Here is a 17,900-nt window from a genome sequence, read left to right as displayed (position 1 = left end):
AATATAATAAGAACATGCTCCAGTGAGCATGTTCTTATTTTGGTTTAATGCTTCCCATTATTCTTTTGGAGAAAATCCATTATTCCTAAAGCAGAGATTTGCATATCGAGGTTGATGATAACATAAATATCATGATCATCAGCTATGCCTTGGTCACGCAGATGATGCTGGACCTCTTGCAGCATGCGGTTAGCCAGCTCGTCATATCCTTTTCCCTGCGCAAACACTTTTTCCCCTTCTGCTACGAAAAGATTCAGCCATCGTTCAACTTGATCCAATGCAAGGCTGACATCCTCTGTCATACCGAAATGCCCAAAATATATGCGGTCGACATTCATACGCTTCACACGATCAATAGAATGCTTCATAGCCTTGGGATCAAAATGATTTGGAGAGGTTGTCGGCAGATAAAAATCCACACCGCTATGGATCAACTTTTCGTAGCGAATGCCTACCGTATCACCTGTGAAAATGCCATTACTTACTGGATCATAAATGCTGAAATGATGCTTAGCATGACCTGGTGTATCCAGAAACTGCAATATGGTGTCCGTCCCGATTTGTAATGTATCACCTTCTGTTTTTACCAAAAGCCGCTCTTTCGGGATGGCTACAATCGGTTCAAACAGCTCTTCGAAACTGTCACCATAGACCCCTCTTGCCCCAGCAGCCAGTTTTTTCGGGTCTGCCAGATGCCTCTCTCCACGTGGATGAACAACGACCACGGCATTCGGACAATCTCGCAAAAGTAAACCGGCACCTCCGGCATGATCCAGATGAACATGGGTGACGATAATGTATTTGACCTTTTCCAAAGAAAAACCAAGTTCTGACAGTCCAGCTTTCACATGCTTGACAGATGGGCTCGGCCCGGTTTCAACCAGTGTCAACTCCTCTTCATCGATGACATACGTACCTGTTCTTTGACCCATTTGCATATCAAAATTATCAATCAGCCAAATCCTCTCATCCAGCTTCAGCGGCTTCTTCCCCATAGTTCTCATCCCCTTGTGTATACAGTCTTCTCCTCTTTATCGTATCACAAATTTTTCTTTAATTCTCGCCGTTTAGCGTTTCCATCTTGGAGCTGGGTGCTCCCCTCGATCCTTCACAAACCTGCATAATTAATGCTTCCAAGCACATACTAAGTCTTGATCATAATATAGGGGGTATTTCAATGATGCAAAATCAAGGACAGAATCAACAGCAATTCGAATACTCAGATCAAGTACAACCACAGTTTAACCACGGGGGACACGAACTTTTTGACGCCCACGAAGCTATTTCCGGACTTGTCGGTGGTATGGAGCAATGCTTGATGTATGATCAGCACATTCAGGATCCAGAACTAAAGTCGATTGCGCAAAGGCAAAAAACATTCTTGTCGCAAATGTATAACACCATTGTTGAGACACTGAAAACGGGACAGACACCATCGGTTAAGACTCAGTCTTATCAAATGACCGAGAACAACACAACCTTATATGGTATGCAGCCATCTCAGCCTAAAGCCCCTGCTCAATCTGTGAATGAACTGAGTGATCAATGTATTTCAAGCTTCATGATGGGGAATTTGAAAGCAAATGCCGGTGCGTTTTGTACAACCGCACTGGAAACGACCAACCCAGTATTAAGAAGGGTGTTTCAGGACAGTATCCCTAATTTGATCGAAATGGCCTATGAGATTTATCAATACCAAAACAAAAATCATTATTATCAGGTGCCACAGCTTAAACAAGAAGATATGCAAAACTATATCAACAGCTTTGCACCAATGCCTGGCAATATCAGTGGTGGTATGACACATTAAAATATCCGCACTTCTGCCGGAAAAGCCGTTCTGTGAAAGAGCGGTTTTTTCCTTTGATGGCTTGAATGACTTAAAGGCGCCCTTTTAAAAAAGGACGCCTTTAAGTCTTCTACTTAATCAAGCAGCCGGTTATTTTCATCCACTTCCATTACGCGTACTGTCTTTTCTTCCTCTACAATACCACTGCCATGGCAGACACTGCACTGATACTGCCATCCTTCATCATCGGAAAGCATTCCATTACCGTGACAGGCCTTGCATGTTTCTTCCCGCATCCATCCACACCACCTTTTTCAATCATCATTGACGAGATTTCACCCAATTGATAATTCCGCCTTTTAACATGATTTCCTTTTGGCGCTTGGATAATGCATGTTCAACTGCAATATGGTGGTTACTTCCTTGTACCTCGAGCTCGAAACGATTTCCCTGCATCACTTTCTCGCGAAGCCTGGATACTTTCAATACGGCACCTTGTTTAAGGAGATCATAATCCGCTTCATTGACAAACGTGAGTGGCAGCACTCCGAAATTCACCAGGTTTTGCCAATGAATTCGGGCAAAATCTTTGACTAATGCAATGTGCAGCCCAAGGTATCTCGGTGCCAAAGCTGCGTGTTCTCTGCTGGAGCCCTGACCATAGTTATATCCCCCTACAACCGCATGGCCGCCCTTATCGACTACCTTGCTGGCACGTTCATAATACGTGTCATCCACAATTTCAAAACAGAACTTGCTGATTTCTGGTAAATTGCTTCGATAAGGCAACACCCTTGCACCACCAGCTAAAATTTCATCTGTTGAAATATTATCTCCCATTTTCAGAAGTACTGGTATTTCCAGTTCATCCGGCATTTCATCCATTTGTGGGATAGAGGCGATATTCGGCCCCTTCTCCAAGGAGATATTTTTAGCTTGGGCATAAGGTAAAGGTTTCTCAAGCAGCCATTCATCCACTGTCGGATGATCCAATGTCTTTACCTTCGGATATTTTAAGCCAGAGGAGGCTGGATCTGTGATCTCGCCTTTTAATGCGGAAACAGCAGCAGTCTCCGGACTGCATAAAAATACGCTGTCCTCTTTTGTTCCAGAGCGCCCCGGAAAATTCCTAGGTGTAGTACGCAAACTGTTCTTCCCCGAAGCAGGAGCCTGTCCCATACCAATGCAGCCATTGCATCCGGCTTGGTGAAGTCTGGCCCCAGACTGGACTAAGCTGGCAATATGCCCTTCATTGACAAGGTCAGTCAGCAGCTGCCTGGAGGTCGGATTGATGTCTAAAGAAATACCAGGAGCGATATGTTTGTCCTTGACAATCTCCGCCGCAACAGCAAAATCCCGATAACCTGGATTGGCAGATGAACCGATGTATGACTGATATATTGGCGTTCCTGCTAATTCCTTTACAGCAACAACATTTCCTGGACTTGACGGTTTTGCTATCAATGGCACCAATTCAGATAAATTGATGTCATCCTCGATATCATATGTGGCATCTTTATCTGCCTTCAGCTCTGTCCAATCTTTTTCCCGTCCCTGAGATTTCAGGAAGCGCTTGATTTCAGCATCAGATGGAAAAACTGTTGCAGTTGCACCAAGTTCGGCTCCCATATTTGCGATAACATGACGATCCATCGCACTTAGTTTGTCAACCCCTGGCCCGTAATATTCAATGATTTTCCCTACTCCGCCTTTCACATCATGTCTGCGAAGCATTTCCAGTATGACGTCCTTCGCGCTCACCCAATCAGGCAGTTCCCCTGTCAGTTTCACACCCCATATTTTCGGCATTTTCACAAAAAAAGGTTCCCCGGCAATCGCCATGGCAACATCGATTCCTCCCGCCCCCATTGCGAGCATACCCATACAACCATTCGCACAGGTGTGACTGTCAGACCCAAGCAACGTTTTTCCCGGCTTTGCCAAACGCTGCATATGTACTGGATGACTCACACCATTACCAGGCCTGCTGAAATACAATCCGAACTTTCGTGTCGCACTTTCCAAAAAAAGATGGTCATCCGGGTTTTTATAATCCTCCTGTATCAAGTTATGGTCTACATACTGGGCGGAAGCCTCCGTCTTTGCACGATCAAGATTCATTGCTTCCAATTCGAGCATGACCAATGTCCCTGTTGCGTCCTGGGTAAGTGTCTGGTCAATTTTCAAGCCGATTTCCTCCCCAGCCACCATCTCCCCCGCAACAAGGTGATCCTTAATCAATTTCTGGGCAGCATTCATAGCCATTTTGTATCCTCCTTTTATTTTGCGAACAATAATACACTTTATTATTTTTTTCAGGCATACCAAAAAATAGTGCTGTTATAATGGATATACCTTATTAATATATGAAGTAAACCGGAAAATATTATGCCATGTATCTATATTAGGATTGGGATTACTGCCAATTTTTTCAAAATGATAGCAAGTTTTTCCACATCGAAACATATCTTAAGGTCATGGAGAAAATTGAAGTGGAGGTATCCGCGCCAAAGTGTATAAAAAAATAGCAGTCCCGCAACCAGGACTGCCTGAATTTAAAGGTTCTGGCCATAATATTTGTCCAGAGAAAATCCTCTGCCCACAATCTCGGAGGTATTGGTAAAAATGACAAATGATTCTGGGCTTGCCTGCTGCAGCATTTGCTTTAACTGAATCGCTTCCCGCTGCCCGGCTACACAAAGGATCATTGTCTTATCCCGATTGGAATAGCCGCCAACAGAGCGTATTTTTGTCAGACCACGGTCGATGCCATGCTTGATCAAATGCTGTATTTTTTCTTCTTCTTCCGTAATGATCATGATCAGCTTATTAGATGATGTCCGCAGTTGGACTATATCAATCGTTTTACCTGTGATGAAAATGGCCATCGCTGCAAATAACGTGGTTTCCAAATCAAAAACAATCAGTGAACCGATTACGACAATGCCATCCACGATTAATTGAGAATATCCACTAGAAATACCAGTAAACTTTTTGACAATCTGCGCAATCGCAGCTGTTCCGCCCGTCGACCCATTACCTATGTAGACGAGACCTAAGCCAGCGCCCAATATCACGCCGCCGTAAATGGCACCTAGTAAGGGATTCGTCACTTGTATCGGTATATCGCTGCTGAGCCATATGATAAACGGTACCCAAAAAGTTCCCAACAGTGTTTTACCGCTGAAATCTTTTCCCAGTGTCAGCCAGCCGACAATGAATATCGGGATATTCATAATAAATTGCGTGAGAGCCGGGCTTAAATGATACATTTCAAAAAGAATTGTGCTGACACCCGACAATCCACCCGCAGCAAGTTTGGAGGGAAGCAAGAAAATATTATAAGACAATGCGACGATGGTTGCCCCTACCGCCACCAGAAAATAATGAAAATATTTTTGCTTAAAACGTTGCCTGTCACTCATGATGAACCTTCTTTCTTTTTAAATTATTACATTTACATTTCCCTTGTCACTAATTTGTTGGTTTTATACAGGAACGAAACGGGTATATATGAAATAGGGATAATTAGCAAAGGATGCGACAAACAGATTGACACGACAAATATTTTATCATAAGTGCTGCAGTTCACCAACTTGGGGCAAAGGAATTCGCAAGCAGCACGTGAGGTTATGAAAAATGAGTAACAAGGAAAAAATGTCAATATTTGTCTAAATTTTCCATCTTTGTTTTTTTGTATATTAATCTACTATGTTTATGGGCAACATGATTAGGTCAATGTCCAGCTTTCCCAATAGGAAATAATGGAAAATCACTTGCAAAATATATCTTTTGTGATACAATAATTCCTTGATGATTTAATAGCCTTTAAGGTTTGATAATCATCAGCATGAAGGCAAAAATAAAATTGAGGTGAACACAAAGTGAAGAAAGTACTTTCAACAAAGATGGGTTTTTTCTTTGTAGCGGCAGCTTTACTTTGGATTAAATCGTATATCATTTATGTGAATGAATTCAATCTGGATATTCAAAACGGGGTACAGCAATTCCTGCTGTTTTTCAATCCGATCAGTTCGGCACTCGTTTTTCTGGGACTGGCATTGTTTGCCAAGGGCAGAAGAGTCGGTATATATATGATCATTCTGGATTTCCTGATGAGTTTCTTCTTATACGCGAACGTTGTTTTTTATCGGTTCAATACCGATTACATTACTCTTCCAACATTGACGCAGACGAGCAACTTCGGCAGTCTGGGCGGCAGCATTGCCAGTTTGGTAGAGTGGCATGATTTGTTTTACAGCCTGGATATTATTCTTTTGATTGCTCTGTTCATTTGGACGAGGAAAGATTGGGCTCCAAAACGTATGCAATTCCGCAAGCCGCTGCTTGTTATCCTGGCTGGTGTGATCGCATTTTCCGTCAACTTGGGGATGGCCGAAGCTGACCGCCCGCAGTTGCTGAAAAGAACTTTTGACCGCAACTATATCGTGAAATATCTTGGCGCATATAACTTTGCCGTTTATGATGCGATACAGAATGTCAAATCATCATCACAACGTGTTTTCGCTGACAGCAGCGATATCACAGAAGTTGAAAATTACACGAAAAATAAGTATGCAGAGCCTGATCCTGAGCTTTTCGGAAAAGCAAAAGGGAAAAATATTATTAAAATTCACCTGGAATCTTTCCAGTCATTTTTAATCGATTTTAAATTGCATGGCGAGGAAGTCACACCATTCCTTAATTCCCTTGTTCATGATAAGGATCAGAACTTCACTTACTTTGATAATTTCTTCCATCAGACGGAACAGGGAAAAACAGCAGATGCAGAATTGATCATGGATAACTCTCTGTATGGCCTGCCACAAGGATCAGCATTTGTGACAAAAGGCAAAAATACGTATCAGGCATTGCCGGCCATTTTGAATGAAAGAGACGATTACACATCGGCTGTTTTGCATGGTGATTATAAATCTTTCTGGAACCGTGATACAATCTACAAGCAATTCGGTATCGACCATTTCTTTGATGCAAGTTATTATGATATGAGTGACGGCCAAACAATCAACTATGGATTGAAGGATAAACCTTTCTTCAAGGAATCCATGCCGATGCTTGAATCACTGAAGCAGCCATTTTATGCACATTTAATCACATTGACAAACCACCATCCGTACTTGATTGACGAGGATGAAGCGTCTATTGAACCGGCAGATACTGGAGACCCTTCAGTGGACAGATACTTCCAGACTGCACGTTATCTGGATGAATCATTAAAACAATTCTTCACCGATTTGAAGAAAGCCGGACTATACGATGATTCAGTCATCCTGCTATATGGTGATCACTATGGTATCTCTGATAACCACAACAAGGCAATGTCAGAACTGCTTGGTGAAGAAATCACACCGTTCAAAGAAGCACAATTGCAGCGTGTACCGTTCATCATCAAAGTACCTGGCGTGAAGAGCAAAGGCATCAATCACGAATATAGCGGTGAAATGGATGTCATGCCGACACTCCTGCACCTGGCTGGCATTAAGGGGCAAGATTATATCCAATTCGGAACTGATTTGTTCTCCAAAGATCATAAGGACTTCGTTCCGTTCCGTAACGGTGATGTCATCACACCGAAATATAGCCAGATTTCAGGACGCTATTACGACAATAAAACTGGTGAAGAAATAAAAGAAACAGATGACATGAAGGAAATGCGCAAAACAGTGGAACATGAGCTCAGCCTTTCTGATAAACTGATGTATGGTGATTTACTGCGCTTCTACAAACCGAATGATGAATGGAAACAAGTTGATCCAAACAAATATATTTACGGTAAAGAAGAGAATGAAAAACATCATACAGATGAAAAGGAATTCGGAAATGATCACGACGATTCCACAAACACCAAATAATTAAATGACATCCTTTAACTCAAAAACCACGAAGCAGTTACGCTTCGTGGTTTTTTCTATTGGCACGTATGCGTATAAACCGTCTGTTTTTTGTGAATGTGGGGTCAAATATTTCATGAATCGGCAGACCAAAATACATGTTTTATCCCTATATACGCATAATACACAAAGAAACCTTATAATGGTGTTCAAAATAGTGTGTAACATGGATCGGCAGTATAGCATGCTTTTTTGGATATCCTTTTATAGGAATTAATTGAGTGATGAGGTGACATGATGGGAAGAGATGAGCATCGCAAACCAAAAGGCAAAAAGCAGTTATCCCAGACGCCGAAAAATCTCATATCTGATGGAATGGATGTAGAATTTTCGGAAGCTCTGGCCGATGAGAATGATAAGCAAGCACAGCAGAGAGCAGCCCAGGCAGACCAAAGAGCAGAAAAGTGAACACAATATGACTTTACGATTAGGAAGCTTCCTTCTTTCATTGTAAAACATTGCAACTGTCATCTTATATTCGTACAATATAGATAAACGGATAATTAAAATTGATGATGTTTGCAGAGGTGATTATAGTGGCTCCCAGACAGGTAGACGACTATTTACAAGAAGGGATTTACGGAACTCGCCTTCCAAAACAAGCAGAACGGGATAAGTTTCTGGGAACATTGAGAGAGCGGGTCATTTTGGCACTTACTATTGGCCAAGTGATGACGGATAAAGGGATTAAGAAACTCGAGGAAGAAATAGTGAGTCATCCAGAAGCAAAAATGGTCTTCAATGGTGAAATTGACAGCAAATTTCTAGAAGAAGAAAAAAGGGTTGCCAATAAATATAATATCCCATACTCCATCATCAGCGATGTTGAAGTCCATACAAATATTGGCGCTGTACTGCATTACGATTATGCAATCGACAAGGAAGATATCTTTATGCCTGAAGAAGGGCCTGCACAGGAACATGAGAAGGATCACAAAAACGAAAACAAATTCCTATACAGACTGAAGAAACTTTTCCTATAATCAATAAAATTTCAGGAAATATTGGCATTTAAAATCGAAACAAACAGCTTTCCTGACATCAGGAAAGCTGTTCTAACATCACATTTTAGGAATACGGATATTGCTTACCATTAGGACAGCAAGAATAGTTGTGATAATAGCGTATACAGGTATTGGCAGGTGATTGGAGAACAATGTGCTTAATACCATGACAATACCAGCTGCAGTGATTGGTATGCCATAAAATACCCCGTCAAATTCCTTAACGTTATACCGTGCCAATCTGATTGCACCACATAAAATATATAGTACAATTAATGTCAGTCCTATTGTTGGCAATTGCGTCAGACTGGCTTCATACACGAGCAGTCCTGGAGCAATACCGAATGATACCAGATCACATAATGAATCGAGTTCTTTGCCAAAATCCGATTCTATATTGTATTTGCGGGCAACCATGCCATCGAATCTATCAAAAAATGCTGCTAAAAATATGAATAATAGACTTAAGTGCGATGCGCCTTTCACAATGGAAACGATAGCCATAATGCCAAATCCAAGATTCATGAGTGTAATAATATTTGCCATCTGTGATTTGATTTTGGTATAATCCAAGTTCTTGATAAGAAACATTTTCAATCCTCCCATCTTTCCATTATACAGCCAAATAAACTCCGCGCCAACCACTCGTTCAATTGATCAGTTAAAGGAAATGATAATAATGATGAAATCTTTGTTAAAATATTTTGTAGAACTCACTGGCAACCCGGTCAGCTCTTCCATATTGAAATTCGTTGCTAAATCTCCAATCAGTCGTCCAATGATCAAGCCATTCGCCAAAATTTATCGAATCGATCTGGAGGAAACAGAATACCCTATCCGTCATTACCGATCTCTCAATGACTTTTTCACGCGACGCCTGAATGGGGATGCAAGACCGATTCCGGATACCCCCCGTTCCCTTGCATCCCCTGTCGATGGAAAACTCAGCGATATGGGTAAAATTGACAGCAACCGCTCCTTTTATATTAAAGGACATCATTACAAGCTGGACGAAATTCTAGGAGATCCTGATAAAGCTGCCAACTATCAGGATGGTTATTTCTATATTTTTTATTTGTCACCAAGCCATTACCATCGCATCCATTATCCAATAGATGGCAGACTTCTCACACGTTATGCATTGGGAGGAAAATCATATCCGGTTAACCAGCTAGGCATGCGCTTTGGTGACCAGCCATTCGCTACGAATTTTCGTATCATCTCTGAACTGAACACTGATTTTGGCAGCATGGCAATGATCAAGGTTGGGGCGTTGAATATTAACAGTATTACTTTATCTCATGCATCTGATCATTTTAAGAAGGGCGAAGAACTCGGCTTCTTCTCGTTTGGCTCAACGGTAATCATTCTATTGGAGAAAAGCAACGCCTTTCAAAATATGAGCAATGCCGATATGGAAGTGACTATGGGACAGACCATTGGAAAATGGACGTTATAATTTACGTGTCCCCTTTTTCTTTTTCAAAAAAAAGTACCAGCTGATGGCAATGATGATAATAATCAGCAATAGAATCAGCATACTATGCATATACTTTTGTGTAAAGCCGAAAATAAGCCTCCAATGGCTGCCTAGATGGTTTCCTATGCTTACAAAGGTCACTACCCATACAACAGCGCCTACATAGGCATATATAGAGAATTTCCGATAACCATAACCTGTGATGCCCGCTAAATATGCTGCGACATGTCGGACTCCTGGAATGAAATAACAAATGAAAAGCATAAATGCCCCGTATTGATGAAAAAGCCTGTTCGTCCGTTTAACGGCTTTTTCTTTGATAAAAAGCTTTGCTCCATACTTCCTGATAAAGGGCTCCCCCAATTTGATCCCAAGTATATAACTGATTGTAATACCTGTTACGGAACCTGCAATACCGGAAAGCACAGTCAGTGTATAGCTCAATTTTCCGATAGATGTGACATATCCGAGATAAGCCATCAGTACTTCATCTGGGACCGGAAGACCGACAATCCCCAGAGTCAATAATAAATAGATCGCCACATAACCATATTGACTGATTAAGTCATACCACATTCCCATTACAATTAATCCTGCTTTCTGCACATGCTAAAAAGATACTAAATAACGGGCCTGGTCCGTCAAAGCCCTATTCTAACAAGTATACTACAAAAAAACGCAAACGACTGGCTATTTTGACAGTAATAGAGATTTAAAATCATTTTCTGTCGTTTAGGTGAACGGAAGAAATCTGTCATGTACAGCGGGTAAGGTCTTTCACCCAAAAATACAAGCCATCCCCGATGTTATCAGCCCAGACTCTAAAAATCAAAATCAATTTCATAAATCATTGCAAAGGCCGCATACTAAAAGCATGGAGGTGTACAATGATGGCAAAAAAATATGCGTGCCCAAACTGCAAAACAAATCGCTCGCGGTTTAATATCATCAAACAGGTTGCAAAACCTGTTAAATTGGATGCACAGACTGGAGAAGTGATTGACGATTTTTCCACACATGAGCCTGAAGCATTCCATATCACCTATAAAGGTCCAGCGTATCGCATTCAATGTGGTTCTTGCGGACTCGTGGAAGAGGAACAAACATTTATTTCTACTGCCTTGTTATAATGATCATGGAACAAAATGCATGGTCCCGGAGCTGCTGCTTGGCAAGACGGCTCGAAAGAACATCGTTTCATTCCTGTCTTGTCAGGCGCTTACATATTTGGATGCCCTTCTTTTGCATATATAAAACGCTTACAATATAATGGTAATCGATAGAATTGTTTAGGGGTGAGGCCATGAACGCAATTGAGGAAGGAACATTGTTATGGGAACCAGGGCAGAAATGGAGACAGCAGGCAAATGTTTCCAAATATATGGATTGGCTGAAACAACATAAAGCGCTGGACTTCAGTCATGATTATACGGCGCTTTGGAATTGGTCTGTCAACTATGTTGCAGATTTTTGGGAATCCATTTGGGAGTATTTTCAAATACAATCTACAGCTCCCTATGATGAAGTTTTAACTTCTCATCATATGCCAGGAGCGAAGTGGTTTACCAATAGTAAGATTAATTATGCACAGCACATTTTCAGAAATTACGATGCCGGCAAAACCGCCATTATCCACCAGTCAGAAGACAGTGACTTGAGACACACGAGCTGGAAACAATTGTATAAGGATACAATCGCCATTCAACAAACACTTAAGCGATTTGGTGTGGAGAAAGGAGACCGCGTAGTCGCCTATGCGCCAAATATCTATGAATCTATTGTTTGTTTTCTGGCTGCTTCTAGTCTCGGCGCGATTTGGTCAAGTGCTTCTCCGGACTTCGGGACGCAAAGCGTTATTGATCGCTTCAAACAAATTGAACCTAAAGTAATGATTACAGTAGATGGTTACCGCTACAATGGTAAACCATTCGAAAGGCTGGATGTTGCGAAAAGCATTCAAGCTGAATTACCAACATTAGCAGGGACAATCGCCATTCCTTATTTACATCAGGAAGCGGACTTCTCTCCGTTGACTAACCATGTCACTTGGGATAAAGCCATAGAAGATTGTTCGGCGAAATCACTGGTATATACCCACGTTGAATTCAACGAACCTCTTTGGATACTATTTTCTTCGGGAACGACCGGAAAACCCAAACCGATTGTTCACAGTCAGGGTGGTATGCTGCTCGAGCATTTGAAAGCATTGACTTTTCATGTCGACCTTGATGAAAGTGACTGTTTTTTTTGGTTTACGACTACTGGCTGGATGATGTGGAATTTTCTTGTCGGAGGGTTGCTAACTGGCAGTACAATCATTTTATATGACGGAAATCCCGCTTACCCGGAGAAAAATAGACTTTGGCAGCTTGCTGAGGAAACAAAAATGACCGTTTTAGGTACGAGTGCCAGTTACATCACTTCCTGTATGAAGGACGATCTCGAACCAGAGAAGTCATTTGATCTGAGTCACTTGAAATGCATTGCTTCAACAGGATCACCACTTCCTCCGGAGGGATTCCAATGGTGTTATAACCATGTCAAGAAAGACTTGTGGATCGCTTCAGCAAGTGGCGGGACAGATGTTTGCACTGCCTTTATTCTGGGCATGCCGACACTTCCCGTCTACGCGGGAGAACTGCAATGCCGAGGACTTGGAGCAAAGATAGAAAGCTTTACTGAAGAAGGGCATCCGGTAATTGACGAAGTTGGTGAACTTGTATTGACTGAGCCTATCCCATGCATGCCGATTTACTTCTGGAATGATACAGACGGTTCCCGCATGCATGACAGCTACTTTAGTATGTATGAAGGAATCTGGCGTCATGGTGATTACCTAAAAATTACAGATAGGCAGTCATGCGTCATTTATGGCCGGTCTGATGCAACAATCAATCGTGGCGGCGTCCGTATCGGCACCAGTGAAATTTATCGCGCAGTAGATTATGTGCCAGATGTTGCTGACAGTCTGATTGTAGATATTCCGGATGGAAATGGAGATTCCTTTGTCCCATTATTTGTAGTAATGAAAGATGGGTGTGAATTAACTCAGGAAATAAAGCAGGAGATCAAGCAGCAAATACGGACCCAATGTTCTCCAAGACATGTACCGACACATATGTATGCCGTACCGGAACTTCCAAAAACATTGAATGGCAAGAAGCTTGAAATTCCTGTTAAAAAGATTTTACAGGGGATATCTGTAGAGAGTGTAGTTAACGCCGGTTCACTTAGTAACCCGGATTCGCTGAAATACTTTTTGAAATTTGCCAAAGAAAGACAGAAAATACAAGCTGAATGATTTGAAACAGATGGCAAGGCATGCATATGCCATATCAGATGATCCTGTATTGGCAAAAAAAAGATTTTCAGCTCTGAAAAAAATAAAAAATCGATGAGGTATAGATTCTCATCGATTTTTTCACGATTGCAATCGACAACACCCAAGGATTACCCGCAATTCATAAGAACCGTTTTTTCATATCGGCTGTCGGTATCATACAGCTATTTTTTTTGCCGAACCATTGGTAACGATGTCTGGCAACATAACGATAAATAAGATTTCGAAGCGGTTTGGGAACAATGATGAACATATACAATAGCTTCCAAAAGCCACGCAAATGACGAGCAATCTTTAAAGCCGCGGTCGATTCCGTATAAAACCGCCCTTCTTCTATTAAAACCACTGTTTGTAAATCATGCCTGATACCATATTTATGTTTCAGCTTTTCCCCTGCTTCGCTTTGCAGCGAGGCAAACTTGAAAAAGCTGCCGGGATCTCTTTTGATGATGAATTGTACGCTGGCACTGCAGAGATTGCATACACCGTCGAACAATACCACTGCCATTGATACCACCTCCATTTGATGCCTTACTCCCAGTATTCAAGAAAGGATATGTTCTTTTCTTTGTGTCCCCAAACTGACAAAAATATAAACAAAAAAGGAGATGATCATTGGCAAAACGACGGGATGCATACCTAATGGATTTTCAAGAAACCGGTCGGAAACAATGTATAGGATGATGCCACAGAGCATGGCACTGAGTGCACCATACTTATTGCCTTTTCGCCAATACAAACCCATTACAATCGGCCAAATAAAAGCAGCTTCCAGTCCTCCAAAGGCAAATAAGTTCAGCCAGATGATCAGGTCAGGCGGATTGAGGGACATAAACAGAACAATAAGCCCCAGCAATGTTGTTGCTCCCACACTTAAATTCCTGATTTTTTTATCGGATGCTTCCGGCTCTATGTAGTTCAAATAAACATCTTTGACAAGAGAAGAGCTGACTAATATTAACAAAGAATCCACAGTTGACATAATCGCCGCCATCGGAGCAGCCAACACAATCCCCGCCAGCCAGCTCGGCATCACTTGGAGTGTGATCAAAGGCATGACTTTATCGCCAACTTCTATTCCTGGCAGGATGGCTCTGGCAAACACACCTACCAGATGCATGTTCAGCATGATGACTCCGACAACAATCGTCCCAATGATGATGGCGCGATGCAGCGATTTTGAACTGTTGTATGACATTGCCCTTACGGAAATTTGAGGCAAAGCGACAACTCCCACGCCAACCAATACCCAAAATGATGATACGTATGCTGGAGTTAAATCCCCTTTAGCACCATATGGCGTCAACAGGTTGGGATTTTCCGACTGCAGCTCTGCCATAATGGAATGAATTCCCCCGCCAGCGATAATCACTGCAATGAGTAAAATCAATGTTCCGATAAACATGATGGATCCCTGTACTGCATCCGTAAGCGCCACGGCTCGAAAACCACCAATCGCTACATAAATTAAAATAGACAGTGTGAAAATGAACAATGATCCTAAATAAGAAAGTCCGGTCAGCGACTCGATCAGCCTTGCCCCTCCTATCCATTGTGCTGCCATCGCCGAGAAGAGGAAGACAATGATGCTGGCTGAAGACACGAACACCACCCACTTTGATTGATAGCGTTCCTTCAAAAAATCAACAAGCGTCACCGCTTTATACCGCCTGGACACAATGGCGAACTTCTTTCCAAGGACCATGAGGACAAAATAGCCTGTCACAACTTGAGACATCGCCAGCAAGACCCAGCCTAAACCTTGGTTATAAGCTTCTCCCGGGCCGCCAATAAAACTTGAAGCACTGCCATAAGTCGCCGTCATTGTCATAGCAAGGATAAATCCGCCAAGGCTTCTTCCGCCAAGAAAATAATCATCCAAAAATGAATTGGTTGTCCTCATTTGCCGGCTTGCATACATGCCGATGATGAAAATAATGAATAATATGAACGCAAAAGGAATGAGTGCTTGTATATTCATTGCCCCCCTCCTTCTTCGTCATCCAGAGGTATATCTGCGAAAAAATATTTGACAACAATAATGACCAAAATTGTTATCACAATGAAACCGACTACACAGCTGTAAAAAAACCAAGCCGGCAACCCAAGTATAAAAGTATATTTGGTAGGGTTTCTGCCCCCTATTCCATAAGCACAAGTAAACCACCATATAAAATTGAAAACAGCCAGGCCCACGCCAAACAGCGCCTCCTTGTTGGCTGATTTGAAACGCTTATCTTCATCCATGCGCAACACCTCCATTGAAATACAATCTACCATGTACAATATAGCTTAAAATGAACCCATATCAAAAAGATTTACATCTTATATATGCAACTTTCGCAGGCTGAAATAGCCTGGTAAACCCTGTTGTAGTCGATCACAGCTTTAGCTTACTACCATCATTGACTTTTGATCCACATGTAACGTTTCTTTCGTCTTCGCCCAGGTTGTTGCTATGGAAGTTTGGTAGCCAGTTTGATTGTCTAATAGAATTGCTGATACCTCCGTCCGGTTCGCTCCAGCCGAAGGCTTTCCGCGGGCACGGTCTCAGCCCTCACGAGGAGGCCCATCAGCCGCCCACAGAAAGCGCAGTGTTTACCGGCGTGGCCATTTGAATCAGCATCATCAATTTTACCATTTATCATTTTATTTCCATTTTGTTTTTCATCTAAGAAAAATGCAACTTTTTTTAGAAGATTGCATTCGCATTGTAGAACCGTCTTTAGTACAGAAGACTTTTCATATCCTTTGGCGCAAACATTTTTCTGTCATCTGATATTGCAATGAAATTATCAACATGAAAAAAGCCCTCCAGCCGATGAGAGGCCGAGGGCATTCTTCTTCTAGTTGACACCTTTCATGAAGCGCTGAATTCTTGGGGAGATGAGGAATAAAATAACTCCCAGAACCATCACAATACCACCAATGATTCCAAAATAGGCAACTTCCGTTTCAGGCTTGAATAATTTTACAATCTGCGCATTGATACCCTGTGCTGATGCATTCGACAGAAACCAAAGGCTCATCGTTTGTGCAGAAAATGCAGCCGGGGCAAGCTTCGTGGTTGCAGACAGCCCGACTGGTGACAAGCAAAGCTCCCCTAACACGACGATAAAGAAACTGAGAAGCAGCCACAGCGGGCTGGCAAGTGTGTCAGTGCCACTATGAAGGAGCGCCGGGATGACCATGACAACGAAAGACAGACCGCCGAAGATCAAGCCGAATGAGAATTTTCTCGTGGTGGATGGCTGGCGTATCCCCAATTTCATCCACATTGCCGCAAATACCGGCGCCAGCAAGATGATGAACAACGGATCTAATGACTGAAACCATGATGATTGGATATCCAATCCAAGGAAGCTCAATTCCGTCCGTTTGTTTGCGTAGTCTGCCAATACAATCGATCCCTGTTCCTGAATAGCCCAAAATGCCATGGCAGCGATGAACAACGGAATGTAGGCAAGCAGACGAGACCTTTCATCCTTGGTAATCTTTTTACTTCGGTACATAACGATGAAATAAATGGTAGGGATGATGATCGCTAAGAAGCTGACCAAATAAGTGAAACGGTTTATCGTTAATATACCGGTTTTTATTCCAATAGCAGCAATGATGATAACAAGGATCCCGCCGATACCGAATCGGGTGAACACTTTCTTCTTTTCCCCATCTTCAAGTGGATTTGGCACGTAAGTTCCGGCAAGACCAAGGTATTTTTTACGTGTAGCAACAAATACGATTAAACCGAGAAACATACCAACAGCAGCTATGCCGAACCCAAGATGATAATTATATTTTTGCCCAAGTGTTCCGACAATGAACGGTGCAATAAGCGCCCCCATATTGATTCCCATATAGAAAATACTGAATCCCGAATCACGACGAATGTCTTTGGCACTGTACATGTCCCCAACAATATTGGAAACATTCGGTTTCAGCAGGCCTGTCCCGATAATGATCAGGAACATGGATACAAATAACGCAGTGATGCCAAATGGCAATGCCAGAGCTATATGACCCAGCATGATGAGAATACCGCCATAAAAAACAGTACGCTGGGTTCCTAATAAACGATCGGCGATCCAACCGCCAATAATTCCGGACATATAGACAAGCGACCCATAAACCGCCATGATGGATTTGGCTATCCCGTCATCCATTCCGAGGCCGCCGTTGACGATTTCCTCGTACATATAGAAAAGTAAAATAGCACGCATGCCATAATAAGAAAATCTTTCCCAAAATTCAGTAAAAAAAGACGTGAATAAACCTTTCGGCTGTCCAAAGAAACCTTTTTGCGGTACGCTTTGGACGATTTCTTCTTTATTAATTTTTGTCATTTAAATGCTACTCCCTTTATTATAAATTATCT

17 protein-coding genes are annotated in these 17,900 nt (G+C 42.1%); 7 read left to right on the top strand and 10 right to left on the bottom strand.

Annotation, left to right across the window (positions count from 1 at the left end; genetic code table 11):
- Positions 1 to 44: 44 nt before the first annotated feature.
- Entirely contained in the window at positions 45 to 1,004 is a 960-nt protein-coding gene (locus ACFSMW_RS12545) for an MBL fold metallo-hydrolase (protein ID WP_390356106.1), read from the bottom strand.
- A 173-nt stretch (positions 1,005 to 1,177) separates the two neighbouring features.
- On the opposite strand from ACFSMW_RS12545, the gene ACFSMW_RS12540 reads away from it, so the two are divergent.
- The gene (locus tag ACFSMW_RS12540) at positions 1,178 to 1,810 is read left to right on the top strand and encodes a spore coat protein (RefSeq protein ID WP_390356104.1); all 633 of its coding nucleotides are present in this window, start codon (positions 1,178 to 1,180) and stop codon (positions 1,808 to 1,810) included.
- A gap of 113 nt (positions 1,811 to 1,923) precedes the next feature.
- On the opposite strand, the gene ACFSMW_RS12535 is transcribed toward ACFSMW_RS12540, so the two are convergent.
- The 3 genes from ACFSMW_RS12535 to ACFSMW_RS12525 form a co-directional block, all read right to left on the bottom strand.
- A complete protein-coding gene (locus tag ACFSMW_RS12535) occupies positions 1,924 to 2,085 on the bottom strand; it encodes a hypothetical protein (RefSeq protein WP_390356102.1) in 162 nt (53 codons plus the stop codon).
- Positions 2,086 to 2,110: 25 nt separating this feature from the next.
- Positions 2,111 to 4,054: an aconitate hydratase gene (locus ACFSMW_RS12530; protein WP_390356100.1), complete on the bottom strand. Its 1,944-nt coding sequence runs from the start codon at positions 4,052 to 4,054 to the stop codon at positions 2,111 to 2,113.
- A gap of 290 nt (positions 4,055 to 4,344) precedes the next feature.
- Entirely contained in the window at positions 4,345 to 5,214 is an 870-nt protein-coding gene (locus ACFSMW_RS12525) for a YitT family protein (RefSeq protein WP_390356098.1), read from the bottom strand.
- Between the two features lie 459 nt (positions 5,215 to 5,673).
- Here ACFSMW_RS12525 and ltaS point away from each other — a divergent pair, with 459 nt between their 5' ends.
- The 3 genes from ltaS (at position 5,674) to ACFSMW_RS12510 (ending at position 8,684) form a co-directional block, all read left to right on the top strand.
- Complete coding sequence (gene ltaS / locus ACFSMW_RS12520) at positions 5,674 to 7,662, top strand: lipoteichoic acid synthase (RefSeq protein WP_390356096.1); 1,989 nt, start codon at positions 5,674 to 5,676, stop codon at positions 7,660 to 7,662.
- Positions 7,663 to 7,938: 276 nt separating this feature from the next.
- Positions 7,939 to 8,109 carry a YfhD family protein gene (locus ACFSMW_RS12515; RefSeq protein ID WP_390356094.1) on the top strand — a complete coding sequence of 57 codons (171 nt, stop codon included), beginning with the start codon at positions 7,939 to 7,941 and terminating at the stop codon, positions 8,107 to 8,109.
- A 104-nt stretch (positions 8,110 to 8,213) separates the two neighbouring features.
- Positions 8,214 to 8,684: a YueI family protein gene (locus ACFSMW_RS12510; protein WP_390356438.1), complete on the top strand. Its 471-nt coding sequence runs from the start codon at positions 8,214 to 8,216 to the stop codon at positions 8,682 to 8,684.
- 78 nt (positions 8,685 to 8,762) lie between these two features.
- Here ACFSMW_RS12510 and pssA read toward each other — a convergent pair whose 3' ends face one another.
- Entirely contained in the window at positions 8,763 to 9,296 is a 534-nt protein-coding gene (gene pssA, locus ACFSMW_RS12505) for a CDP-diacylglycerol--serine O-phosphatidyltransferase (protein WP_390356092.1), read from the bottom strand.
- 88 nt (positions 9,297 to 9,384) lie between these two features.
- On the opposite strand from pssA, the gene ACFSMW_RS12500 reads away from it, so the two are divergent.
- A complete protein-coding gene (locus ACFSMW_RS12500; protein ID WP_390356090.1) occupies positions 9,385 to 10,164 on the top strand; it encodes a phosphatidylserine decarboxylase in 780 nt (259 codons plus the stop codon).
- Here the strand turns inward: ACFSMW_RS12500 and ACFSMW_RS12495 are convergent.
- Entirely contained in the window at positions 10,159 to 10,767 is a 609-nt protein-coding gene (locus tag ACFSMW_RS12495) for a DedA family protein (RefSeq protein WP_390356088.1), read from the bottom strand. The genes ACFSMW_RS12500 and ACFSMW_RS12495 overlap by 6 nt on opposite strands.
- A 308-nt stretch (positions 10,768 to 11,075) precedes the next feature.
- Here ACFSMW_RS12495 and ACFSMW_RS12490 point away from each other — a divergent pair, with 308 nt between their 5' ends.
- The gene (locus ACFSMW_RS12490; RefSeq protein ID WP_390356436.1) at positions 11,076 to 11,315 is read left to right on the top strand and encodes a DNA alkylation repair protein; all 240 of its coding nucleotides are present in this window, start codon (positions 11,076 to 11,078) and stop codon (positions 11,313 to 11,315) included.
- Positions 11,316 to 11,488: 173 nt separating this feature from the next.
- Positions 11,489 to 13,486, top strand: a complete 1,998-nt coding sequence (locus ACFSMW_RS12485; protein WP_390356087.1) for an acetoacetate--CoA ligase — start codon at positions 11,489 to 11,491, stop codon at positions 13,484 to 13,486.
- A 160-nt stretch (positions 13,487 to 13,646) separates the two neighbouring features.
- Here ACFSMW_RS12485 and ACFSMW_RS12480 read toward each other — a convergent pair whose 3' ends face one another.
- The 4 genes from ACFSMW_RS12480 to ACFSMW_RS12465 form a co-directional block, all read right to left on the bottom strand.
- Positions 13,647 to 14,033: a thiol-disulfide oxidoreductase DCC family protein gene (locus ACFSMW_RS12480; protein WP_390356085.1), complete on the bottom strand. Its 387-nt coding sequence runs from the start codon at positions 14,031 to 14,033 to the stop codon at positions 13,647 to 13,649.
- 36 nt (positions 14,034 to 14,069) lie between these two features.
- Positions 14,070 to 15,506 carry a sodium/pantothenate symporter gene (gene panF / locus ACFSMW_RS12475; RefSeq protein ID WP_390356084.1) on the bottom strand — a complete coding sequence of 479 codons (1,437 nt, stop codon included), beginning with the start codon at positions 15,504 to 15,506 and terminating at the stop codon, positions 14,070 to 14,072.
- Positions 15,503 to 15,772 (bottom strand): YhdT family protein, encoded by a 270-nt coding sequence (locus tag ACFSMW_RS12470; RefSeq protein WP_390356083.1) that lies wholly within the window; start codon positions 15,770 to 15,772, stop codon positions 15,503 to 15,505. Before ACFSMW_RS12470 ends, panF begins: the two co-directional genes overlap by 4 nt.
- 599 nt (positions 15,773 to 16,371) lie before the next feature.
- Positions 16,372 to 17,868, bottom strand: coding sequence for a peptide MFS transporter (locus ACFSMW_RS12465; RefSeq protein WP_390356081.1), 1,497 nt, complete (start codon positions 17,866 to 17,868; stop codon positions 16,372 to 16,374).
- Between the last annotated feature and the right edge of the window lie 32 nt (positions 17,869 to 17,900).

This window comes from Tigheibacillus halophilus, assembly GCF_042683165.1.
Classification (GTDB): Bacteria; Bacillota; Bacilli; order Bacillales; family Amphibacillaceae; genus Tigheibacillus; species Tigheibacillus halophilus.
Note: the sequence above shows the minus strand (reverse complement) of the source record. Positions and strands in the feature narration are given on the sequence as shown.

Coding starts and splice junctions, on each gene's coding strand:
- ACFSMW_RS12545 (WP_390356106.1), bottom strand. CDS start 1,004: ATGAGAACTATGGGGAAGAAGCCGCTGAAGCTGGATGAGAGGATTTGG.
- ACFSMW_RS12540 (WP_390356104.1), top strand. CDS start 1,178: ATGATGCAAAATCAAGGACAGAATCAACAGCAATTCGAATACTCAGAT.
- ACFSMW_RS12535 (WP_390356102.1), bottom strand. CDS start 2,085: ATGCGGGAAGAAACATGCAAGGCCTGTCACGGTAATGGAATGCTTTCC.
- ACFSMW_RS12530 (WP_390356100.1), bottom strand. CDS start 4,054: ATGGCTATGAATGCTGCCCAGAAATTGATTAAGGATCACCTTGTTGCG.
- ACFSMW_RS12525 (WP_390356098.1), bottom strand. CDS start 5,214: ATGAGTGACAGGCAACGTTTTAAGCAAAAATATTTTCATTATTTTCTG.
- ACFSMW_RS12515 (WP_390356094.1), top strand. CDS start 7,939: ATGGGAAGAGATGAGCATCGCAAACCAAAAGGCAAAAAGCAGTTATCC.
- ACFSMW_RS12510 (WP_390356438.1), top strand. CDS start 8,214: ATGATGTTTGCAGAGGTGATTATAGTGGCTCCCAGACAGGTAGACGAC.
- pssA (WP_390356092.1), bottom strand. CDS start 9,296: ATGTTTCTTATCAAGAACTTGGATTATACCAAAATCAAATCACAGATG.
- ACFSMW_RS12500 (WP_390356090.1), top strand. CDS start 9,385: ATGATGAAATCTTTGTTAAAATATTTTGTAGAACTCACTGGCAACCCG.
- ACFSMW_RS12495 (WP_390356088.1), bottom strand. CDS start 10,767: ATGGGAATGTGGTATGACTTAATCAGTCAATATGGTTATGTGGCGATC.
- ACFSMW_RS12490 (WP_390356436.1), top strand. CDS start 11,076: ATGGCAAAAAAATATGCGTGCCCAAACTGCAAAACAAATCGCTCGCGG.
- ACFSMW_RS12485 (WP_390356087.1), top strand. CDS start 11,489: ATGAACGCAATTGAGGAAGGAACATTGTTATGGGAACCAGGGCAGAAA.
- ACFSMW_RS12480 (WP_390356085.1), bottom strand. CDS start 14,033: ATGGCAGTGGTATTGTTCGACGGTGTATGCAATCTCTGCAGTGCCAGC.
- panF (WP_390356084.1), bottom strand. CDS start 15,506: ATGAATATACAAGCACTCATTCCTTTTGCGTTCATATTATTCATTATT.
- ACFSMW_RS12470 (WP_390356083.1), bottom strand. CDS start 15,772: ATGGATGAAGATAAGCGTTTCAAATCAGCCAACAAGGAGGCGCTGTTT.
- ACFSMW_RS12465 (WP_390356081.1), bottom strand. CDS start 17,868: ATGACAAAAATTAATAAAGAAGAAATCGTCCAAAGCGTACCGCAAAAA.